Origin of the sequence: Mesorhizobium sp. L-8-10 (assembly GCF_016756635.1) — a bacterium.
Lineage (GTDB): Bacteria > Pseudomonadota > Alphaproteobacteria > Rhizobiales > Rhizobiaceae.
In genome coordinates, this window is record NZ_AP023263.1 from 8,108,205 (window position 1) to 8,126,299 (window position 18,095).

Consider the following 18,095-nt stretch of genomic DNA (forward strand, 5'->3'; position numbering starts at 1 on the left):
TCAGCCCATGTTAGCGCCTTGCGCCTAAAGCGGCCGGTAAGCGGAGTGCATATCGGATGTCTGGTTTCCTGAGGAAGTTTTGCTTCGGCCTCCTGGCGCTGGCAGGGGCAATGTGCCTGTCGCTTCAGGCCGGGGCGGAGGAATACACGCTGGGCGTCCAGGATCGCGTCAAGGTCTATGTCTCGGAATGGCCGGCGCTCAGCACCGAGGTCGCCGTCGGGCCGGGCGGACAGGTTTCGTTGCCCGTCGTCGGCGAAGTCCCCGCCAAGGGCCTGACCACCGCGCAGCTCGCCTCGGCCATTGCCGAGCGGTTGAAGCAGAAGGCCAACCTGCCGCAGCTGGTCGACACCTCGGTGGACATCGTCGCCTATCGGCCGTTCTACATCCTCGGCAGCGTGGCGAGCCCGGGGGAATACGCCTACCGGCCCGGCATGCTGGTGCTCAACGCCATGAGCCTCGCGGGCGGCGTCTATCGAAACGAGCGCGGATCGGAATGGGAGATCGAGCGCGTGTCGATCTCCAGCCGCGGCGAGCTCGCCGTGCTGGCCGGCCGCGGCATCGACCTCAGCGCCGAAAGGGTGCGCCTCCAGGCCGAGCTCGACGACGCGACGCAGTTCCCGGCGACCGCGCCCGGCACGGATGCCAGGACCGCGCGAGCGCTCGACGAACAGCGCGCCATCTTCGAGGCCGCCCTGCAACGGCACCTCGCGGAGAAGGCCTCGCTGGAAGAGTCCGCCGCGCTACGTGAAAAGGAGGTCGCCTCGCTCGAAAAGCAGAGCGCCGATGTCGCCGACAAGCTCGAGGCCACCCGGACAGAGCTCGACCAGGTCCGAGCGCTGGCCAAGCGCGACCTGGCCGTCAACAAGCTCTTTCCGCTCGAACGGACCTTCGCGGATGTGAAACGCGAGCAGCAGGCGGTCGAGATCGACAGGCTGCGCGCGATGCAGGAACTCAGCGGCCTGCAGCGCTCGGTGGCGGATCTCGAGGCGCGCCGGCACAACGAGGCGCTTGCCGGCATCCAGCGCGTCGACGCCCAGCTGCGCGACATCGAGGAGCAGAAACGTTCGCTGCTTCGACTGGTCGACGGCGCCGCCTATTATTCCTCGCTGCTCGCGGACTCGACCGCGGCCGAAGATCAGCAGCAGTTGCGCTTCACGATCGTGAGGACCGACGCGGAAGGCAGGATCAGCGAAATCGACGCGACGGAAACGACTGAGGTCGAGCCGGGCGACATCGTGAAGGTCGTTCGCCTGCTCGACATGACGACCGGCGCCCTGCCCGAAAGCGCGCCGGGCGCCGCCCGCTGAGCGGAAGGAATAGCGACGATGCTCGAGGCAAACCATCTGCAGCATCCCCTGACCGAGGAGAGCGTGCGTACGCCGGGCGAGACCTATGATTGGCGCTGGATGCTGCGCGCCTTGCTTCGACGCCCCCTGCCGATCGTGATCGTGCCCGCGCTCTGCGTTCTGGCGGCGGTGGCCTATGTGATGCTGCGGCCGGCCAACTACACGGCGGTCACCACCCTCAACGTCACCGACTTGAGGCTCGCGAGCAGCGGCCAGGACACGTTCTTCGCCGAAGCGCAGTTCGAGCCGAGCTTCCTGGAAACACAGATCCAGATCGTCGCATCGGAGCCGGTGGCGCGCACGGTGATCGACAAGGTCGAGCTGGCGGAGGCAACCGGCGGCGATGTCGAGCGTGCCCTGAAGCGGTTCCGCAGCAGCCTGTCGGTGCAGCGCGTCGGCCAGAGCAATCTCGTGGCCATCGCCTATACGGCGCGCGACCCGCAACTTGCCGCGACGGTCGCCAACGAAGTCGCCACGGCCTATATGGCGAAACTCCATGCCGACCGCGAACTCGCCGTCCAGTCGGCGAGCAGCTGGCTGCGCGATCGCCTGCGCGAAGTGGGGCCGAAGGCGCAAATCGTATCGGCCGCAACGCCGCCGATCGACAAGAGCGACATGCGCGGCATCCTGATCATCGCCGCAGCCGCTGTCGCCGGCGCCGTCGCGGGGGCCTTCATATCCCTCGTGCTCGCTTTCCTCGATCGCCGTATCCGCACGCCCGAACAGGCCCTGGCCGCCGCCGGCGCCGAATGCCTCGGCATCGTGCCGCTGCTGGAACCGGCTGCGCGCAGCGCTACGGGCGCCCCGACCACGAGCTCGGGCCGCTTCGACTTTGCGGCAGCAAGCTCGATCCTCTCCGAGGTGGCGGCCCGCCCCTTCTCGCCGACCTGGCAGGCCCTGCGCAATGTCGGCGTCGCCATCGACGCACCGACGTCGCGCCTGCGCAGGCTGGCAGTCACGTCGGCGCTATCAGGCGAAGGCAAGACGACGATCGCGGCCAATCTCGCTCTGATGGCCGCAGCCGGCGGCAAGCGTGTACTCCTGGTCGACGCGCAGCCCTACGACCCTGCCCTCTCCCGCGCCCTGGCAGCGCCGTCACGCACCGGGCTCGGCACCTTGCTTGCCGACGGAGACGCCAACCTTGCCGCCCATGTGCTGGAAGACCCGCGCTCGGGCGTGCATTTCCTGCCTTTCGGCAAGCCGGGCGATGCGGCGGGCAGCACCCAGCTTCTATGGTCGCCGGCCATGGATCGGCTGCTCCACCAGGCGACCGGCTATGATCTCGTCGTCTTCGACATGCCGCCATTGCTGGCGAGCGGCGACCTGCGCGCTGCCGCATCCCATGTCGATGCGTTCCTGCTGGTCGCGGAATGGGGCAAGGTCTCGACCGACGAGCTCGGCGCCGCACTCGCGCTTGCCGCTCCGGTTCGCGACCGCCTGATCGGCACCATCCTCAACAAGGCGGCCATGGACAGGAAGAACAGGCTGCTGTCGCCCGAGGCGGCCATCCTCGCCCGCCAGTCCGCATTCGCGACTGCGGCCGGCAACGACCGCTGAGCATCCCCGGCAATGAAGATAGCCTACCTCCTCAACACCTATCCGGCTCCGAGCAGCACCTTCATCCGCGGCGAGATCGAAGCCCTGGAGGAACTCGGCGTCGCGGTGACGCGGTTCGCCGTGCGCCGGTTCGACGGCCCGCTCGTCGACCCCGCCGACATCAGCGAGGCAGGCATCACGCACTATCTTCTCGACGACAACAAGAAGGGCCTGCTCCTCGCGGCGCTCAAGGAGCTGGCGGTCAATCCGATCGGCCTCGCCAGGGCCCTGCCCGTCTGGCTGAGGCTCTTGCGCAATGCGCGCGGCGGCGTGGTCAGACATGCCGCCTATCTCGTCCAGGCGGCGGCCCTGCGCCAGGAAACCGGGCGACTGGGCATCCGCCACGTCCACACGCATTACAGCAACAACCCGACTGCGGTCGCGATGCTGTCCTCGATCCTCGGCGGCCCGAGCTACAGCTTCACCGCCCATGGTCCCGACGAATTCGCCGATCCAGAGCTTCTGAGCTTCGAGGACAAGATCGCCCGATCCGCCTTCGTCGTCGGCATATCGGCCTATGGCCGCAAGCTGCTCACGAGCCTTGCGCGACCGGCCGATGCGGCGAAGATCCAGGTCGTTCATTGCGGCATCGAACTCGACAATTTTGCGGTCGCCCCTGATGTCGCGGCGGATAATTTCACCTTCGTCTGTGTCGGGCGCCTCTGCCAGGCCAAGGGCCAGGTCCACATTCCCGCCGCCGTCGCCGCGCTCAAGGGTGAATTCCCCGGCCTTCGCGTGGTGCTGGTTGGCGACGGCGATACCAGGGCCGATATCGAGGCCGAGATCGAAAAGCACGGCGTCGGCCGCGAGGTGGTGCTGCACGGCTGGGCGAGCAACCAGGAGGTCCGCCGCCTGATCGCCTCCGGCCGTGCCCTGCTCCTGCCGAGCTACGCCGAAGGGCTGCCGATCGTCATCATGGAATCGCTCGCCCTCGGCCGTCCGGTGCTTTCGACCACTGTCGCCGGCATTCCCGAGCTCGTCGACGCCGAATGCGGCTGGCTGGTGGAACCCGGCAATCACGACCAGCTCGTCGCGGCCATGCGCACCGCCCTCGAAGCCAGCCCCGCGACACTTCAGGCAATGGGCAGGCACGGCCGCGCCCGCGTGGAAGAACGCCACGACCGCCGCACTCTCGGCCGGCAATTGAGGACGCTGTTTGCGCGGACCGACGCCGGCGCACTCGACGCGAAAGCGACCAACGCGACGGCCGAAGCCCTTACAGACGCGGCGGACTGATCCTCGCTCCCCAGATCCGCCGGCCCGTCGGGCACCCTGCTGCGGTATGCGCATCGCGAAAGTACCCCTACCATGAAGGCAGAGCGGAAAGCCTTTTTGTTTCAGTCGGATAAGGTTCTGCCAGATACCCCTCTCTGTCCTGCCGGACATCTCCCCCACAAGGGGGGAGACCGGCCGGCCGCTTGGATTTCGCCAATCGTCAACGTTGCAAGACGAGAGCCGTCATCGATGACAGCCAGTCTCCCCCTTGTGGGGGAGATGTCCGGCAGGACAGAGAGGGGTACCAAGATACACGGCACTTTCATCCAGGATGGCGTCCGGCGCCGGGCGGTGTGTCTCATCCGACCGCGCTTCGCGCGGCCACCTTCTCCCACAAGGGAGAGGGGAGCGCTGGCAGCAGCGTTTCGGTCAATCGCAGATGTTGGTGATTTGCAGAGGCGGCCAAGCCAGGCTCCAGCCTTCTCCCCTTGTGGGAGAAGGTGGCCTCGCCCGGAAGGGCGAGGTCGGATGAGGGGTACTTCCACGATGTGCGGCATCCCTTGGAGCATCCCTGCCATCAAGCTCCATCGTCGGCTTTCCGGAATTGCGCTCCTCGCGCTGGCGCCGACAATCAGTCCATCGAGGCCGACCCGGCCGACCACGCTACTTGTATTCGATGATCGTGTTGCGGCGTTTCAAGAGCCGTCCCCGGTAGAACCGCACCACGCCCTGCATCTCCGGAAACTTCGCCAGCACCGCGAAGAAGGCATAAATCCAGCTCGCGGGTTTTGCCGGTCCTTCCCGCAACGCGATCCTCGCCACCTGGACGGGATAGACGAGAAGGAGGGCGAGCAGCGCCGGGTGGATCAGCACCGCGCCCAGCACGACGCCAAGCGGCAGCGCGAGCCCCCAGAACAGTGCACGGCGGCTGCTTCGGGTCCAGATCGCGAAGGGCGTGCCGGCATGCCGCGCGGACACTTCGGCGAAGGCATGGCCGCCGCGCATGGAACGGCGCCACCACTGGGAGAAGCGCGTGATGTCGGCGTCATGCAGCGTCATCTCGGCATCGATGCGCCAGATGCGCCAGCCCTTCATGCGCAGCCTGACGCAGAGCTCCGGCTCCTCCCCGGCGATGAGGTCGGCACTGTAGCCGCCGGCGGCGCGGAAAGCCTTGGCGCGGATGACGCAGTCGCCGCCGGCCTCGGTCGCCTCGCCGACCGGCGTATCCCATTCGCGGTCGCAGAGCCGGTTGTAGACGGAGCGTTCCGGCGCGCGCTCGCGGCGGCGCCCGCAGACCAGCGCCACGTCCGGATGGCTTTGCAGGAAGGCAAGCGCCTTGCCGATCCAGTCCGGCGCCAGTGTGCAGTCGCCGTCGACGAACTGCACGAATTCGACATCGGGTATGGCCTTGTCGAGCGCTGCGAAGCCTGCGTTGCGCGCCCGCGCGGCCGTGAAGGGGATGTTCATGTCGAGCTCGACGACGCGTGCGCCGAGTTTTCGGGCAGCCTCGGCGCTGCCGTCCGTCGAGCCGGAATCGACATAGACCGTCGAAGCCGCCAGTTGGCCCAGCGAGGTGAGGCAGGCGATCAGCCTGCGGCCTTCATTCCTGCCGATGACGACGACGCCGACCCGTTCCATGCGTCAGCCCATCGCGCCGTCGAAGGCGGTGCCAAGGCCGAATTCCAGCCGAAGCAGGGTCAGCAGCCCCAGCAGCCCCAGCATCAGGGCGCTCATCATCACGTCCTGAAGGAAGAACGAGACATGCTCGCGCCTCTGGCCGAAAAGGATGAGGAAATAGCGGCAGACGTCGCTGAGGGCCAGCACCACGATCGCGCCGAGCAGCCCGGCAACGTGAAGTCCCAAAGGGATGCCGACAACGAGGCAGGCGAGCTTGGCCATGTTGCCGGCCGCACCGTAGAGCGGCTTGCCGACGCCGAGCAGGGCATATTCGTTGATGCTGCACAGGATCGCGCCCCAGACCCCGATCAGCAGGACGGGCAGCATCCAGCCGGCCTCATGATAGCGCTCGTCATAGACGATGCGGACGGCATAGTCGGCAAAGGCCGTGCCGAACCCCATGGCGAGCGCGCAGGCGAGAAGCAGCTTGAGCCGCAAGGGGCTGAGATGCCGGCGCAATTCGCTGCGCGGCCGGTCCTGCTCCCGTGCGATCATCGGAAAGACCAGCGAATGGCCGAGCCGCGAGATCAGCGCGCCCGGCAGATCCGCGACGTTGCGGGCGATGCCGTAGATGCCGAGCAGCGCCAGCGGAATGCTCTGCCCGAGATAGAGCTTGTCGAAGCTCGCGCACAGGAAGGAAAGCAGCGAGGCGAGATAGATCCATTTGCCGAAGGACAGGATCTGGCGCGCATAGTCCGGCTGCCAGGCGAACCAGTTGCGCGCATGCGGCAGCATATAGGTCGCGACCGTCCGGATCGCGGCGGCGAGCACATTGGCCAGGATCAGCGACCAGATCGTCGGGCTGTAGAGGGCGAGCCCGACGACGAGCGCCACCGAGACGAAGTCCATGGCCAGGTCGAAGAGGTTGAGGCGCACGATCTGCAGCCGTCGCTGCATGATATAGATGGAGATCGACGCCGCCCCCATGACGACGAGCGTCAGCGCCGAGAACTGGATGGCGGAAGCCGGCAGGTCGTAGAGTTTGCCGAGTGGAGCGGCTGCGACGAACAGGATGCTGAACAGGACGGCGCCGCGCAGGATCTGGATCGTCCAGGCGGTATCGAGGAAACGCTGCTTCTCGCCGGCGCTGTTGTGGACGATGTTCTGGCCGATGCCGACATCCGAGATCAGCTCGATGCCGTTGCGCAAGGTGTTGATGACGAGCATGATCCCGAACACCTCGGGCACCACGAGGCGGGACAGGACGATATTGGAACCGAAGCGCAGGCCGACCGAAAGGCCGTAGGTGCCGATCGTCCAGAACGCACCGCGCATCACCAGCTTTTTGGAATTCAGCATCGTCCTTCACGCAGGCATTCGTCAGCGACCAGCCCCTAACAGGTGCGGCGGCGAAGTCGATGCATAAAACCATGAAGACCTTAGCGGATTCTTGCCCGGTTGCATGCATTGCAACCGACGGGACGTTGCGATCTCCACAGGGCGAGTGCCCCCAATCGATGACAGCCTCTCTCTCTCTCTCTCTCTCTCTCTCTCCCCGCTTGCGGCTAGGACATGCACACATCGTGGGATACCCCTCATCCGACCTCGCGGAGCCTGTCCTCGGGCTTGCCGGAGGCAAGACCCGTGGGCGAGGCCACCACCCGGGGTGGAGCCACGGGTCTCCACCCGTCCTTCGGACCCCACAAGGAGAGAAAGGAACGCCCTGCAGCAGCGTCTCGGCCAATCGCAGACGTTGACGATTTGCAGAGCCGTCCAAGCCAGGCTCCAGCCTTCTCCCCTTGTGGGAGAAGGTGGCCTCGCCCCTCAGGGCGAGGTCGGATGAGGGGTCACCCGGGTGCAAAGGCCACAAGGCACGGGCAAGTAGGCGACTCGGTGGCCGTAAGCAACGTCTTGGCCCGCAGAGAATATGTGCATCCCCTAGCCGTCTGCGAGCGCAGCGAGCCTCGAAGAACGCACCCGGCTCCGCTTCAAGCCGACCGGCTCGCGCCGATCAGCTTCAGCCACGGCGCCGCGTGGAAGGCGCTCATCAGCAGATACATCGCGACCATGCCGTCCAGAGGCCATGCTTGCGCGGCCGAGCAGAGCGTCGCCGCCGGGCCGCCGCCCAGGACGCCGGTCAGCAGCGCCATGGTCGCGAAGGTCGGCGTCGCCGCGAAAGCGAGCCCTTCGGCCGCCCTGCGCCCGACGGCGTTGCGGCGGGTCGCCCGCCCGCCGGAGCGGGCGGAACAGGCGAGGCTCATGGCTTCGTGCTCGCGCTCTGTTCCCGGAACGCCGCCTCGCCGGCATCCGACACCTCGACCCACTTCTTGTCGGGCTCCGCGTCCGCGACGTAGGTGTCGTGCCAGTTCCACCATTTGTAGGTCGGGGTCTGGGGATAGCCCTCGGGCGAATCCTCCCAGACCTCCTGCCGGCCGAGCGGCGTGATGTCGAGATAGTTCCAGGTGTTGCCCATCTGCTCGTCGCCGCGGTTGTTGATGAAATAGGTGCGGAACACGCGGTCGCCGTCGCGGTAGAACACGTTTGTGCCGTGCCACTCGTCCACGCCGAAGTCGGCGTCGAAGCCGTCCGTGATGGTGAACCACGGTATGTCCCAGCCCATCTTCGCCTTCAGCCGCTCGATGTCGGCCTGGGATGCGCGCGAAATGAAGACGAGGGTGGTGTCCCGGGCATTGAGGTGGGCAAGGTGGGCGACCTGGTCTGCCACCATGGAGCATCCCCGGCAGGCATGATCGGGCCAGCCGAACACGCCTGGCTCGAAGAAGGCGCGGTAGACGATCAGCTGACGCCGGCCCTCGAACAGATCGAGCAGGCTGACCCTGCCGGCCGGTCCCTCGAAAGCATAGGTCTTGTCCACGGCCATCCACGGCATGCGCCGGCGCTCGGCGGCAAGCGCGTCTCGGGCGCGGGTCTGGGCCTTTTCCTTGACGAGCAGTTCGTTTCGGGCCTGTTCCCAGGCCTGCGGGGACACGACCGGCGGTGTCTGCATGGCAATCTGTGCGCTCCTGCGTCCATTTTCGGCTGATGTGGTCATGGCAACCTCCTGTTTCCGACGAAATCCCCCAAGGCCGAAGCGCGTTCCATCCGCGGCTCGACGCGTTGGTCGTCAGACAGCTTGGCACCGGAATTCGGATGCGGGGAGTAACAAGTGTGGCGCTATTCCGACGAGATCATCGTGCGCCGCGGTGGCGCGCAGCTGCCGGGAACCGGCGTCTTTTTCGCCTGCGTCGCGATGCTCCCGCCGCCAGCCGGGGCATGCTTCAATACGGATGGATATCGGTGTCGGCCGTCATGGCCTGATGACCCGCTTCATCACCGCCTTGAAGCGGCTCGCGACGTTGCCGAATCCGTCCGACGTTCCGTGGATCTCGTCCGCCCAACTATCGACGGGGCCCAGGGCGCCCCGGACATCCACCACATGCACCTTCGTCACCCGGCTGTTGCCTGCGATCTTGTCGAACATATCGTAGAGACGGTCGATCAGCAGTTTGACGATCTCGCGCTGCAGGGTCGGATCGACGATCCCCTTCTCTCTCATGGGAGCGCCAAGCCATTTGTCCTGCGCCGCCCAGATAGGGTGTCGCGGGTCTTCCGCGAAGCCGCCCGGGATCGCGTAGTCGTAACCGTGGATCAGGATCGGAAGGTCCTTGCAGGCGGGGATCGCGTGGACCGTTGCGATCACTTTGCGATAGGCCTCCTCGAGGAATGAGAAGACCGCTCTTGAGGCTTTGGGGTCGATATGCGCGCCGGCGCCCTTGCCACGCTGATAATTCTTGAGCAGCTTGAGCAGGACGGAGTTGCCATTGGCGTCGGCTCCGATAATGTCGTTCCCTGCTGCCGACAGCAGGAAGGCGGCTATCCTGCGTTTCTTCTTCGCAAGCCTCTCCTCCAGCGTCGCGAGCTCGCGCGCATATTCGGGATCGCGGTGGATCATGTTGTCCGCCGTGTCGCCGGCCGCCCCGAGGCAGCGAATAACGAAGTCGCCGTCCAGATGATCGACCACCTCGTCGATGAGCAGCGGAAACTGGAACCAGGAGTCTCCTTCGACCAGGAGGATGGGCTTCGGATCGTTGGCATTCAGTCGCTGCTCGAACCGCTGCTCCCGTCGCCAGCGGGAAAAGCGGTTGCCCCAGTTCATGGCGCTTTCCACCTCGACGCGGTCGATCTGGTCCATGATGACCCTGGTCGGATCGGGCTCGACGATCGGCGAGAAGGGAGCATGGTCCCGCGGCGATACCTGCAGGTAGGGCCGTATCTTCGCGTCGGGCACCGACGGATCGCTGAGCATGCGCTTCAGCTCTTCGAAGGTTATCTGGCCGGTTGCGCCTGGCGACGCGGACGGCCTTCGGGCGGCTCTGGCATCCTGCTGGATCCTGTCGAGCAGCCTGTCGACGTCGAGCGGCCCCAGAGCGGCATCGGCAGCTTCCTCCGCGCTTGGCCTCTCCCGCAGGGCGAGGCGGATCATGATGGGCCGGTGGTCCGACACCGTCTTCACGAAGTCCCCGATTTCGCGGTCGCGCGCGACGACCAGGAACTCATCGTCTCCGAATGTGTGCTTGAGGTTCGGCGACAGGAAGATGTTGTCGATGAAGGATTTGAAAGGGCTCTTCAGATAGGTGAAGGCGCCCTCCTGCTCGTCGTCGGCCCCCATCGGGCGAAATCCCGAATCCTTCAGGCGGTCGAGATCGCCGCTGGCGAGGGTCGCGTTCATGTCGCCGCCGAGAATGATATCCTCGATCCCATCCTGTTTGAGGGCCTCGAGCGCACGCCGGAGGATGCCGGAAGCCATGCGTCGACGCAGGCTTCCCTCGGACATTGCCTTGAGGTGAAGCGGAACGACGTGGAGCGTGATGGGACCGGCCCCATAGTGCTTGCGCGTCACGAAGCGGAACAGCCCGGGATAGCGATCGAAAATCTTCCCGTGAATGGCCTCGAATTCGGAAGCGGCCGGATCGTCGCTCCGCATCTCGAACAGCGGCCGAACCTCCTGCGGCCATTCTGCCGGAGACCCGTCCAGCACGGCGGTCCGCCAGATCACCGCTGTCGACTGCTTGCCGTCTCCGGCGTCGGGCTCCGAGAAAGCGCATTCGTAGTCTTCTCCGAAGCGATCCTTGATCTCGCTGACCAGCGCCCTGACGGCGTTGGGAGAGACCTCGGACAGGCCCCAGATATCGAGCTTCATGTCAGCCAATACCGCTGCCGCCGCCTCGAGTTTGGTCCCTTCGTCGTAGCGCGACGCCAGATGCTCGATATTCCAGAACCCGACGTCGATGTCGGCATCGTCGCCGGTATAGGCATTGACGACCCGCTCGAGGTCGTTGGCACCCGCGGGACGCCGGCCAAGGGCGCCGAAGAAGCCCGTGAGCGTGTCGGATCCGCGTATGGCAGAGAGCACCTCGCGCGCGGCCGCAGCTTCCGGACCAGCGGACTGGGCCTTGGTCTCGAGGTCGAGGGCAATGGCCGCGATCTTGATGCCTTCGTTGACATAGTTCGACTTGTGTCCATCGGCCAGCGTGACATCCTGCTCGCGCGTGGCATGGTGGAGCGCGATCAGGTTGCCCTGTCTGTTGAACACCGGGGCGCCGGAAGAGCCGTAATCCGTATCCGATGAATAGTGGACCACGCGGCTGTCGACCTTCAGGATGTCGGTGTCATCGACCGAGGCTTCCTTCAGGCGGCCGTCCGGGTGATGGATGACGAAGGCCTGTTCCCCCTCCATCATTGTGAACGACGAACGTTCGAGGAGGATGGTTCCGAATTCGGTTGCGGCGGAGGAGTCGATCCAGACGAATGTGTAGTCGAGTCCATCTGCCGCAGGGCTGGTGATGAAGAGCCGTCGCGGATCCAGCTTGAAGACCTTCTTCGAAGGAGAGAGTGCGCTCGTGCCGCCGAGCAGCGCCTCCTCGCCAACTTCATAATCGAATTCGACCGTGGCCTTGCCAGCCACCGCATCGCTGTTGAGAACATGGTTGTTGGTCAGGAAGAGGTTCGGAGCCACGAGAAAGCCAGTTCCTCCCCATGCTCCCGTGTAGCCGCGAAAGTCGGTTCCGTCTGTCTGGATTCGAGCGACCGCGCGCCTCCGATCGGCCAGTACCTTCAGGAGCGTTGCGGATATCGTGACGTAGCGGCCGATCGCCCGCTCGAAAGTGACCCCGACCTCCCGGACTTTCTTCCATCCGAGTTGCATGCTTTCCGGATTGGTGACGGGCAGCCTGGCGCGGATGTCGGCGAACGATGCTTCCGGCTTCGAAGCAGAGGCGAAGGGAATGTCCCGCAGAGCCTGCCCGGAAATCGAGTCAACCACGGCGCCCTCCCACGTTGGACAGACTACGTTCAGGTCGATGCTATCGCGCGTCCCGTATCAACAACAGACCGATCGCCAGTGCATTTTCATTCATAGTGCCATGAATGTTCCAGCAGTAAAGAGCATCGCGTCGGAAGGTGGCACGCACGCTGTTGAAGCGCGTCGTGATCTATCGGATTCGCTCAACGCGCTTTATGTTTTTGTTCTACGCATGTCATGTCCCGAAACCGGCTCCCGCTTTTCGGGAGACATGCTTTAGTCTTTGAGACCAAGCAGCAAAAACAGGCGCGCGAGCGCGGCCCGGAAGTCTCGAACAGCATTCGCGTCCTGCTGGACAAAATGCTGCAGACAGTAGCGGAAACGACCATCAAGTGCGGCATAGGCATCGATCGGATCGATAGCTGTCGCCCCCAGGCGGTCGAGCAGATGCCGGACAATGCCGATCAGGGCGCCCTCGATCTCATTCACGGTCGGCCGGAAACTCTCGTCGAACAGCGCCTGGGTGCGAATATCGTACCAGAGCCGGTGCGCATCGGCATCTTCCTCGATGGTCCGCGCCAGCCCGTCGATGAAACCCTCGACCATGGAATCCGGCGATGTGGACGAGTCGATGATCAACCGCATCCTCGCGACGAACTCGGCCTTGTACTGCTCGACGCAATAGGAGATGAGATCGATCTTGTCTTCGAAGTAGTAGTGGATCACGCCCACCGACACGCCGGACTGCGTGGCGATGTCGCGCAGGCTGGTGTTGGCGTAGCCAAGCTGCGCCAGCGTCAGGATCGCGCTCCTGGCCAGTTCGCGCTTCTTCTCCACGCGCTTGTCGGCCTTCCTTTCGGCCACTTCGCGCATGCGTCCGATCTTCTGCGCAGCCGCTGTGTCCATCCTGACGCTCGTCCTGTCTTCTTGCCCGAATCGCGCCCGCCTAGCCCAGAAGGGCATGGAAGAAGATCCGCGGCAATTTCAGCCAGCCCGGCTTGTACTGGAACGCGGTCAGCAGCCTGCCCAGGACGTGCTGCCGCTTGTTGGTGATGAAGTAGGGTGGCTTCGGCAACAAGGTCAACCCGCCCGACAACAGGTTGCGCGGGAACGGCCGCCATGGCGCCTCGACGACCACGCGCTCGGTATTCTCGAGCATGAAGGCGTTGTGGACCGTTCCGATGCCCGACTGTACGTCCTCGATCGTATGGCCGGGAAACGCACCCCAGGGACAGGTCGTGACGAGGAAGCCGAGGCCGGACCAGCCGTTGATCGCGATTGTCCCGTACCGGAAACCGGCGATGATACTCTCGAAACGCCTGCGGCCGATCTGCCTCAGTGTGCGCGGGTGGATCAGGATGTTTGCGCCCAGCGTTCCGAACAGGTTCGCGTTTGCGTAGTCGATGGCCGCCCGCAAATAGGTCTCCGCGTCCGCCGCCTCGATATGCTTGATACCGAGGGCGGGCGCGAAGCATTCGTTGCCGGCGTTCCAGCCGTCGAGATCGCCGATCAGCAGCGGCGGCGCATCGCCGGTGCGGGCAACGTGGACGACGTTCGATGCCTTTTCGGCGAACGCGGCCATGCGCTGCTCCGCACCGGGATAGTAGGCGGGCCGCGCGTTTGCGGCGGCGACCTTGCGGATTTCCTCGATCAGGCGGTCGCCCCGCTCCCAGCTCCCCGGCATGATCAGCGCCTGGCAGGCAATGCAGTTGTGACCGGAATTGTGGAGCTTCTGGGTGGCGATGTTCTCGGCCTGGAAGCGAATGTCGGCGGGGCTCCACGGCCCGGGTACGACGATGGTCGGGCTGACCGAGCCAAGCTCGGAGGTGAACCGCTTCCGGTTCTTCGGCGTTCCCGCCTTGCGGTTGCGCACCGCTTCTTCGCCGACGCCCCACACGATGGCGTCATGCGTGGCTGCGGCACCGGTGATGTGCAGTTCCTCGACGAGCGGATGCCCGGCCAGATAGGCGCCGGCATCGGCGCCCCCCTTCACGATCCTGAGAAAGCCGCGGTCGATGAACGGCCGCATCGCGACATTGTAGCAGTCGGTCAGATAGTCGTTGATCGGGTTCATCTTCAGGATCACGACCTGGTTCTCGAGGAACAACTTGTGCAACACATCCAGCGGCGTGATCGCGGAAACATTGCCGGCGCCGAGAACCAGCGCGACTTTCCCCCGCCGCTGATGCGCCGGAAGGTCGTAGGCCAATGCGGCGTGCCGCGCGAGATTGTCCTTCGTCACGCCGGGCTGCATCCAGACCTCCGCCTTGACGCCCGAAAGCAGCAGGCGATCCCAGATCGAATGCGGCAGCACCTCGATCGCCGTCTGCCCGGTCTCGAGCACCCGTGTCGGCAGGTGTTTCAGGAACGCCTTGCCCTCCATCCGGGACAGTGTCGGCAAGAGCGCGTTGACGCCGGCCATCGTGGCATAGGGCCCGGCGATCCATTCCTCGCCTTCGAGCGGCGAGCCGGACGTGATCCCCTTCTTGCGTGCCGCGGTTTCCGCCCAGTTCCGGGCCACCGCCATGATGCCGTCCTTCACCGCCGCGAGCAGTCGCATCCGCCCGGCGACGGTGGTCCGCGCCCACTCGTCCTTGTGGGCGTCGAGCGCGGTCAGCGCCGTGTCGAATTCGTCGGCGAACGGCGGGGGCGCGATCTTCGCGGCGCTGTTTTCCATGATCACGTGCCCCTTTCTGCCAGGATGCCGCCGAACTGGTCGCGCAGCTTGTTCTTGAGCATCTTGCCGGTGCCGCTGAGCGGAATGGCGTCGGTGAAGACGACGGCATCCGGGATCTGCCACTTGGCGACCTTGCCTTCGAAATAGGCCAGGATCTCCTCGGCGCTCGGGTTCCTGCCCTCGGCCTTCACGGCGACGATGATCGGCCGCTCGTCCCATTTCTCGTGGCGGGCGCCGATCGCCGCGGCCATTGCGATATCAGGATGGGAAACCGCGATGTTCTCCAGCTCGACCGAGGAGATCCACTCGCCGCCCGACTTGATGATGTCCTTGGTGCGGTCGCGGATGACCATGTAGCCGTCGTCGTCGAGCGTCGCGACGTCGCCGGTGTCGAACCATCCGTCGTCGGTCAGCGCGTTTCTATCCATGCCGAAATAGGTATCGACGACCCAATGGCCCCTGACCTGCAGCGCGCCCTGGCTGCTGCCGTCGCGCGGAAGCACCTTGCCCTCGTCGTCGACGATGCGAAGGTCGATGCCGAAGGGCGGGCGGCCCTGCCCGAGGCGCAGCAGCGCCATCGCGTCCGCATCGAGATCGGCATGCTTGCCCTTGACCTGGTTGGCGGTTCCGAGCGGGCTCGTCTCGGTCATGCCCCAGGCATGGATGGTCTCGCAGTCGTATTTGTCACGGAAGGTGGCGATCATCGACGGCGCGGCGGCCGACCCGCCGATGACGTTGCGCTTCAGGCTCTCCATGCCGGAGCCGGACCTTTCCGCGGCAGCCAGCAGCATCTGCCAGATCGTCGGGACACCGAGGGCGAGCGTGACCTTCTGTCCGTCGATCAGGCCGAGCAGGCTGTCGCCGTCAAGTCCCGGTCCGGGCATGACGAGTTTGGCGCCGACCATTGCGGCGGCGTAGGGAATGCCCCAGGCATTGGCGTGGAACATGGGCACCACGGGAAGGATCGTCTCGCGGGAGGAAAGCGACAGCGCGTCCGGCAGCGAGATGGCGAAGGTGTGGATCATCGTCGAGCGGTGGCTGTAGAGCACGCCCTTCGGATTGCCTGTCGTGCCCGACGTGTAGCAGAGCGAGCATGGCGTATCCTCGTCAAGGACGGGCCATTCGGCCGGGTCGTCCTGCACGAGATCGTCGAAGAAGATGACGCCGGGAATGGCGCTCGCGACTTCGTCGTCGCGCCCGCCCATATAGATGAAATGGGCGACCGTCCTGAGCTGTTCGCGGGTGGCCCTGACCAGCGGCATGAAGGTCCTGTCGAAGAAGATCGCCTTGTCGGCCGCGTCATTGGCGATGAAGATCAGCTGTTCAGGAAACAGGCGCGGATTGAGCGTATGGCAAACCATGCCGGCGCCGGACACCGCGAACCAGATTTTCAGATGCCGGTGGTTGTTCCATGCGAGGGTCGCGATGCGGTCGCCCTCTGAAAGCCCGAGCTTCCGCAGGCCGGCCGCCAGCCTGCGCGCCTGATCTTCGACCGCGGCCCAGCGGGTGACGTTGATCTCACCCGTGGTTTCCCTCGACACGATCTCCGTGTCGCCGTGGTAGCGTGCGGCGTGGCGGATCAGGTCGCTGATCAACAGCGGCTGCTTCATCATGGAACCGAGCATTTTTCTCTCCCTGCTGGACTATCGATGGCGGCGCGAAAGGCGCCGTTTGAAACGGCCGTCAGGCCGCGGCCTTGTCGATGGCGCCGTTCTTCATCATGTCGGCTGCCTTCTCGGCGATCATGATCGTCGGCGCGTTTGTGTTGCCGCCGACCAGGGTCGGCATGATCGAAGCATCGACCACGCGCAGGCCCTCGAGCCCGCGCACCCTGAGTTGCGGGTCGACGACGGCCATATCGTCGACGCCCATCTTGCAGGTGCCGACCGGATGATAGACCGTGTCTGCGCGGGAACGGATGTGATGTTCCCACTCCGCGTCGGTCATGTCGGGTCTGGTGTAGAGCTCCTTATGCCGGTACGCCCGCATCGGCTCCGCTTCGAGGATCGAGCGCGTCATCTTCGCGCCCTTCATCAGCGTTTCCAGATCGCGCCTGTCCGAGAGGAAACGCGGGTCGATGCCCGGCGCGTCCATCGGGTTCCCGCTCTGCAGGAACACCTGGCCCGACGAATGCGGACGCAGCACGCAGACATGGCATGAGTAGCCATAGCCCAGGTGCAGCTTGCGGGCGTGGTCGTCGACGATGGAGACCACGAAATGGAGCTGGACATCGGGCCGGTGGAGACCCGGATCGGTCCTGAGGAACGCGCCGGCCTCCGCAAACGGCGTCGCGATCATGCCGGTGCCGTCCTTGCGCCACTGGCGCATGTGCCCGATCATGTCGATCGTGCCCCTGATGCCGATGCCGACCAGTTCGGTCTGCTTCGACTTGTAGGACAGAATGAAATCGATGTGGTCGAGCAGGTTCTGGCCGACGCCCGGCAATTCGTGCACCATCCTGATGCCGTGGCGCTGCAGATCCTCGGGACGTCCGACGCCCGACAGTTGAAGAAGCTGTGGCGAATTGAACGTGCCGCCGCACAGGATCACCTCGCGCGCGGCCGCTGCCTCCTTTTCCGAGCCGCCCCTGCGGTAGAGGACGCCTGTGGCGCGCTTGCCGTCGAACACGATTTTCGTGGCGTGGGCGCCGGTGATGACCGTGAGGTTCCTGCGCCCCATATTGGGATGCAGGTAGGCGCACGCGGCTGAACAACGCTCGCCGTTCTTTTCGACCTGGTGGAACTGCGTGACCTGGTAGTGGCCGACGCCCTCCTGTTCACCGCCGTTGAAGTCCGTATTCGTGCGTATCTGCAGTGAGTTCGCCGCCTCGATGAACGCCTGAGAAATCGGCCGGGGGCTTTTCTGGTTCGAAACCTGCAGCGGGCCGGCCGCGCCGTGAAATTCGCTGCCGCCCCGCTCGTTGTTCTCCGCCTTCCGGAAGTAGGGCAGGACCTCGTCATAGGACCAGCCGTCGCAACCCAGCCGTGCCCAATCGTCATAATCGGAGCGGTGGCCGCGAACATAGAGCATCGCGTTGATCGCGCTCGATCCCCCCAAAGCCTTGCCGCGCGGCTGATAGCCGGTCCGGCCGTTGAGGCCGGGCTGCGCTACCGTGTTGAAGGCCCAGTTGTTCAGCTTGAACGGTCGGCCGGGAAGCATTGCGACGACGCCCAGCGGCGCGCGGATCAGAAGGCCCTTGCCGTCGCCGCCCGCTTCCAGGAGGCAGACCGACACGTTCGGGTCCTCGCTCAGCCGGGACGCGAGCGTCGAGCCGGCGGACCCGCCACCGACGATCACATAGTCGAATGCCATGATTTCCTCCCTTGAAATCCTTCCTCCAAGA

12 protein-coding genes are annotated in these 18,095 nt (G+C 65.1%); 3 read left to right on the top strand and 9 right to left on the bottom strand.

Going from position 1 to position 18,095, the window contains the following annotated elements; genetic code table 11:
- Nucleotides 1-56: 56 nt before the first annotated feature.
- From JN280_RS37460 to JN280_RS37470, 3 genes are read left to right on the top strand one after another with little or no spacing between them, the layout of a single operon-like run.
- On the top strand, nucleotides 57-1,307 hold the full coding sequence (locus JN280_RS37460; protein WP_202309216.1) for a polysaccharide biosynthesis/export family protein: 1,251 nt from the start codon (nucleotides 57-59) through the stop codon (nucleotides 1,305-1,307).
- An 18-nt stretch (nucleotides 1,308-1,325) separates the two neighbouring features.
- The gene (locus JN280_RS37465) at nucleotides 1,326-2,903 is read left to right on the top strand and encodes a tyrosine-protein kinase domain-containing protein (RefSeq protein WP_202309217.1); all 1,578 of its coding nucleotides are present in this window, start codon (nucleotides 1,326-1,328) and stop codon (nucleotides 2,901-2,903) included.
- Between the two features lie 12 nt (nucleotides 2,904-2,915).
- Nucleotides 2,916-4,178, top strand: coding sequence for a glycosyltransferase family 4 protein (locus JN280_RS37470; RefSeq protein WP_202309218.1), 1,263 nt, complete (start codon nucleotides 2,916-2,918; stop codon nucleotides 4,176-4,178).
- Between the two features lie 642 nt (nucleotides 4,179-4,820).
- On the opposite strand, the gene JN280_RS37475 is transcribed toward JN280_RS37470, so the two are convergent.
- The 9 genes from JN280_RS37475 to JN280_RS37515 form a co-directional block, all read right to left on the bottom strand.
- On the bottom strand, nucleotides 4,821-5,795 hold the full coding sequence (locus JN280_RS37475; RefSeq protein WP_202309219.1) for a glycosyltransferase: 975 nt from the start codon (nucleotides 5,793-5,795) through the stop codon (nucleotides 4,821-4,823).
- A 3-nt stretch (nucleotides 5,796-5,798) separates the two neighbouring features.
- Complete coding sequence (locus JN280_RS37480) at nucleotides 5,799-7,133, bottom strand: oligosaccharide flippase family protein (protein WP_202309220.1); 1,335 nt, start codon at nucleotides 7,131-7,133, stop codon at nucleotides 5,799-5,801.
- A gap of 629 nt (nucleotides 7,134-7,762) precedes the next feature.
- Nucleotides 7,763-8,035 carry a hypothetical protein gene (locus JN280_RS37485; protein WP_202309221.1) on the bottom strand — a complete coding sequence of 91 codons (273 nt, stop codon included), beginning with the start codon at nucleotides 8,033-8,035 and terminating at the stop codon, nucleotides 7,763-7,765.
- Entirely contained in the window at nucleotides 8,032-8,826 is a 795-nt protein-coding gene (locus JN280_RS37490) for a DUF899 domain-containing protein (RefSeq protein ID WP_202309222.1), read from the bottom strand. The genes JN280_RS37485 and JN280_RS37490 overlap by 4 nt, the downstream gene beginning before the upstream one ends.
- A 255-nt stretch (nucleotides 8,827-9,081) precedes the next feature.
- Nucleotides 9,082-12,096: a trypsin-like peptidase domain-containing protein gene (locus JN280_RS37495; RefSeq protein WP_202309223.1), complete on the bottom strand. Its 3,015-nt coding sequence runs from the start codon at nucleotides 12,094-12,096 to the stop codon at nucleotides 9,082-9,084.
- Nucleotides 12,097-12,351: 255 nt separating this feature from the next.
- Nucleotides 12,352-12,981 carry a TetR/AcrR family transcriptional regulator gene (locus JN280_RS37500; RefSeq protein ID WP_202309224.1) on the bottom strand — a complete coding sequence of 210 codons (630 nt, stop codon included), beginning with the start codon at nucleotides 12,979-12,981 and terminating at the stop codon, nucleotides 12,352-12,354.
- Nucleotides 12,982-13,021: 40 nt separating this feature from the next.
- A complete protein-coding gene (locus JN280_RS37505) occupies nucleotides 13,022-14,752 on the bottom strand; it encodes an aldehyde dehydrogenase family protein (RefSeq protein WP_202309225.1) in 1,731 nt (576 codons plus the stop codon).
- Nucleotides 14,753-14,754: 2 nt separating this feature from the next.
- Complete coding sequence (locus JN280_RS37510) at nucleotides 14,755-16,377, bottom strand: long-chain-fatty-acid--CoA ligase (protein ID WP_202309226.1); 1,623 nt, start codon at nucleotides 16,375-16,377, stop codon at nucleotides 14,755-14,757.
- A gap of 58 nt (nucleotides 16,378-16,435) precedes the next feature.
- The gene (locus JN280_RS37515; RefSeq protein ID WP_202309227.1) at nucleotides 16,436-18,064 is read right to left on the bottom strand and encodes a GMC family oxidoreductase; all 1,629 of its coding nucleotides are present in this window, start codon (nucleotides 18,062-18,064) and stop codon (nucleotides 16,436-16,438) included.
- Nucleotides 18,065-18,095: the final 31 nt, after the last annotated feature.

What these genes read in the sequence shown, in the direction of transcription:
- JN280_RS37460 (WP_202309216.1), top strand. Translation starts at nt 57, where the DNA reads ATGTCTGGTTTCCTGAGGAAGTTTTGCTTCGGCCTCCTGGCGCTGGCA.
- JN280_RS37465 (WP_202309217.1), top strand. Translation starts at nt 1,326, where the DNA reads ATGCTCGAGGCAAACCATCTGCAGCATCCCCTGACCGAGGAGAGCGTG.
- JN280_RS37470 (WP_202309218.1), top strand. Translation starts at nt 2,916, where the DNA reads ATGAAGATAGCCTACCTCCTCAACACCTATCCGGCTCCGAGCAGCACC.
- JN280_RS37475 (WP_202309219.1), bottom strand. Translation starts at nt 5,795, where the DNA reads ATGGAACGGGTCGGCGTCGTCGTCATCGGCAGGAATGAAGGCCGCAGG.
- JN280_RS37480 (WP_202309220.1), bottom strand. Translation starts at nt 7,133, where the DNA reads ATGCTGAATTCCAAAAAGCTGGTGATGCGCGGTGCGTTCTGGACGATC.
- JN280_RS37485 (WP_202309221.1), bottom strand. Translation starts at nt 8,035, where the DNA reads ATGAGCCTCGCCTGTTCCGCCCGCTCCGGCGGGCGGGCGACCCGCCGC.
- JN280_RS37490 (WP_202309222.1), bottom strand. Translation starts at nt 8,826, where the DNA reads ATGACCACATCAGCCGAAAATGGACGCAGGAGCGCACAGATTGCCATG.
- JN280_RS37500 (WP_202309224.1), bottom strand. Translation starts at nt 12,981, where the DNA reads ATGGACACAGCGGCTGCGCAGAAGATCGGACGCATGCGCGAAGTGGCC.
- JN280_RS37505 (WP_202309225.1), bottom strand. Translation starts at nt 14,752, where the DNA reads ATGGAAAACAGCGCCGCGAAGATCGCGCCCCCGCCGTTCGCCGACGAA.
- JN280_RS37510 (WP_202309226.1), bottom strand. Translation starts at nt 16,377, where the DNA reads ATGCTCGGTTCCATGATGAAGCAGCCGCTGTTGATCAGCGACCTGATC.
- JN280_RS37515 (WP_202309227.1), bottom strand. Translation starts at nt 18,064, where the DNA reads ATGGCATTCGACTATGTGATCGTCGGTGGCGGGTCCGCCGGCTCGACG.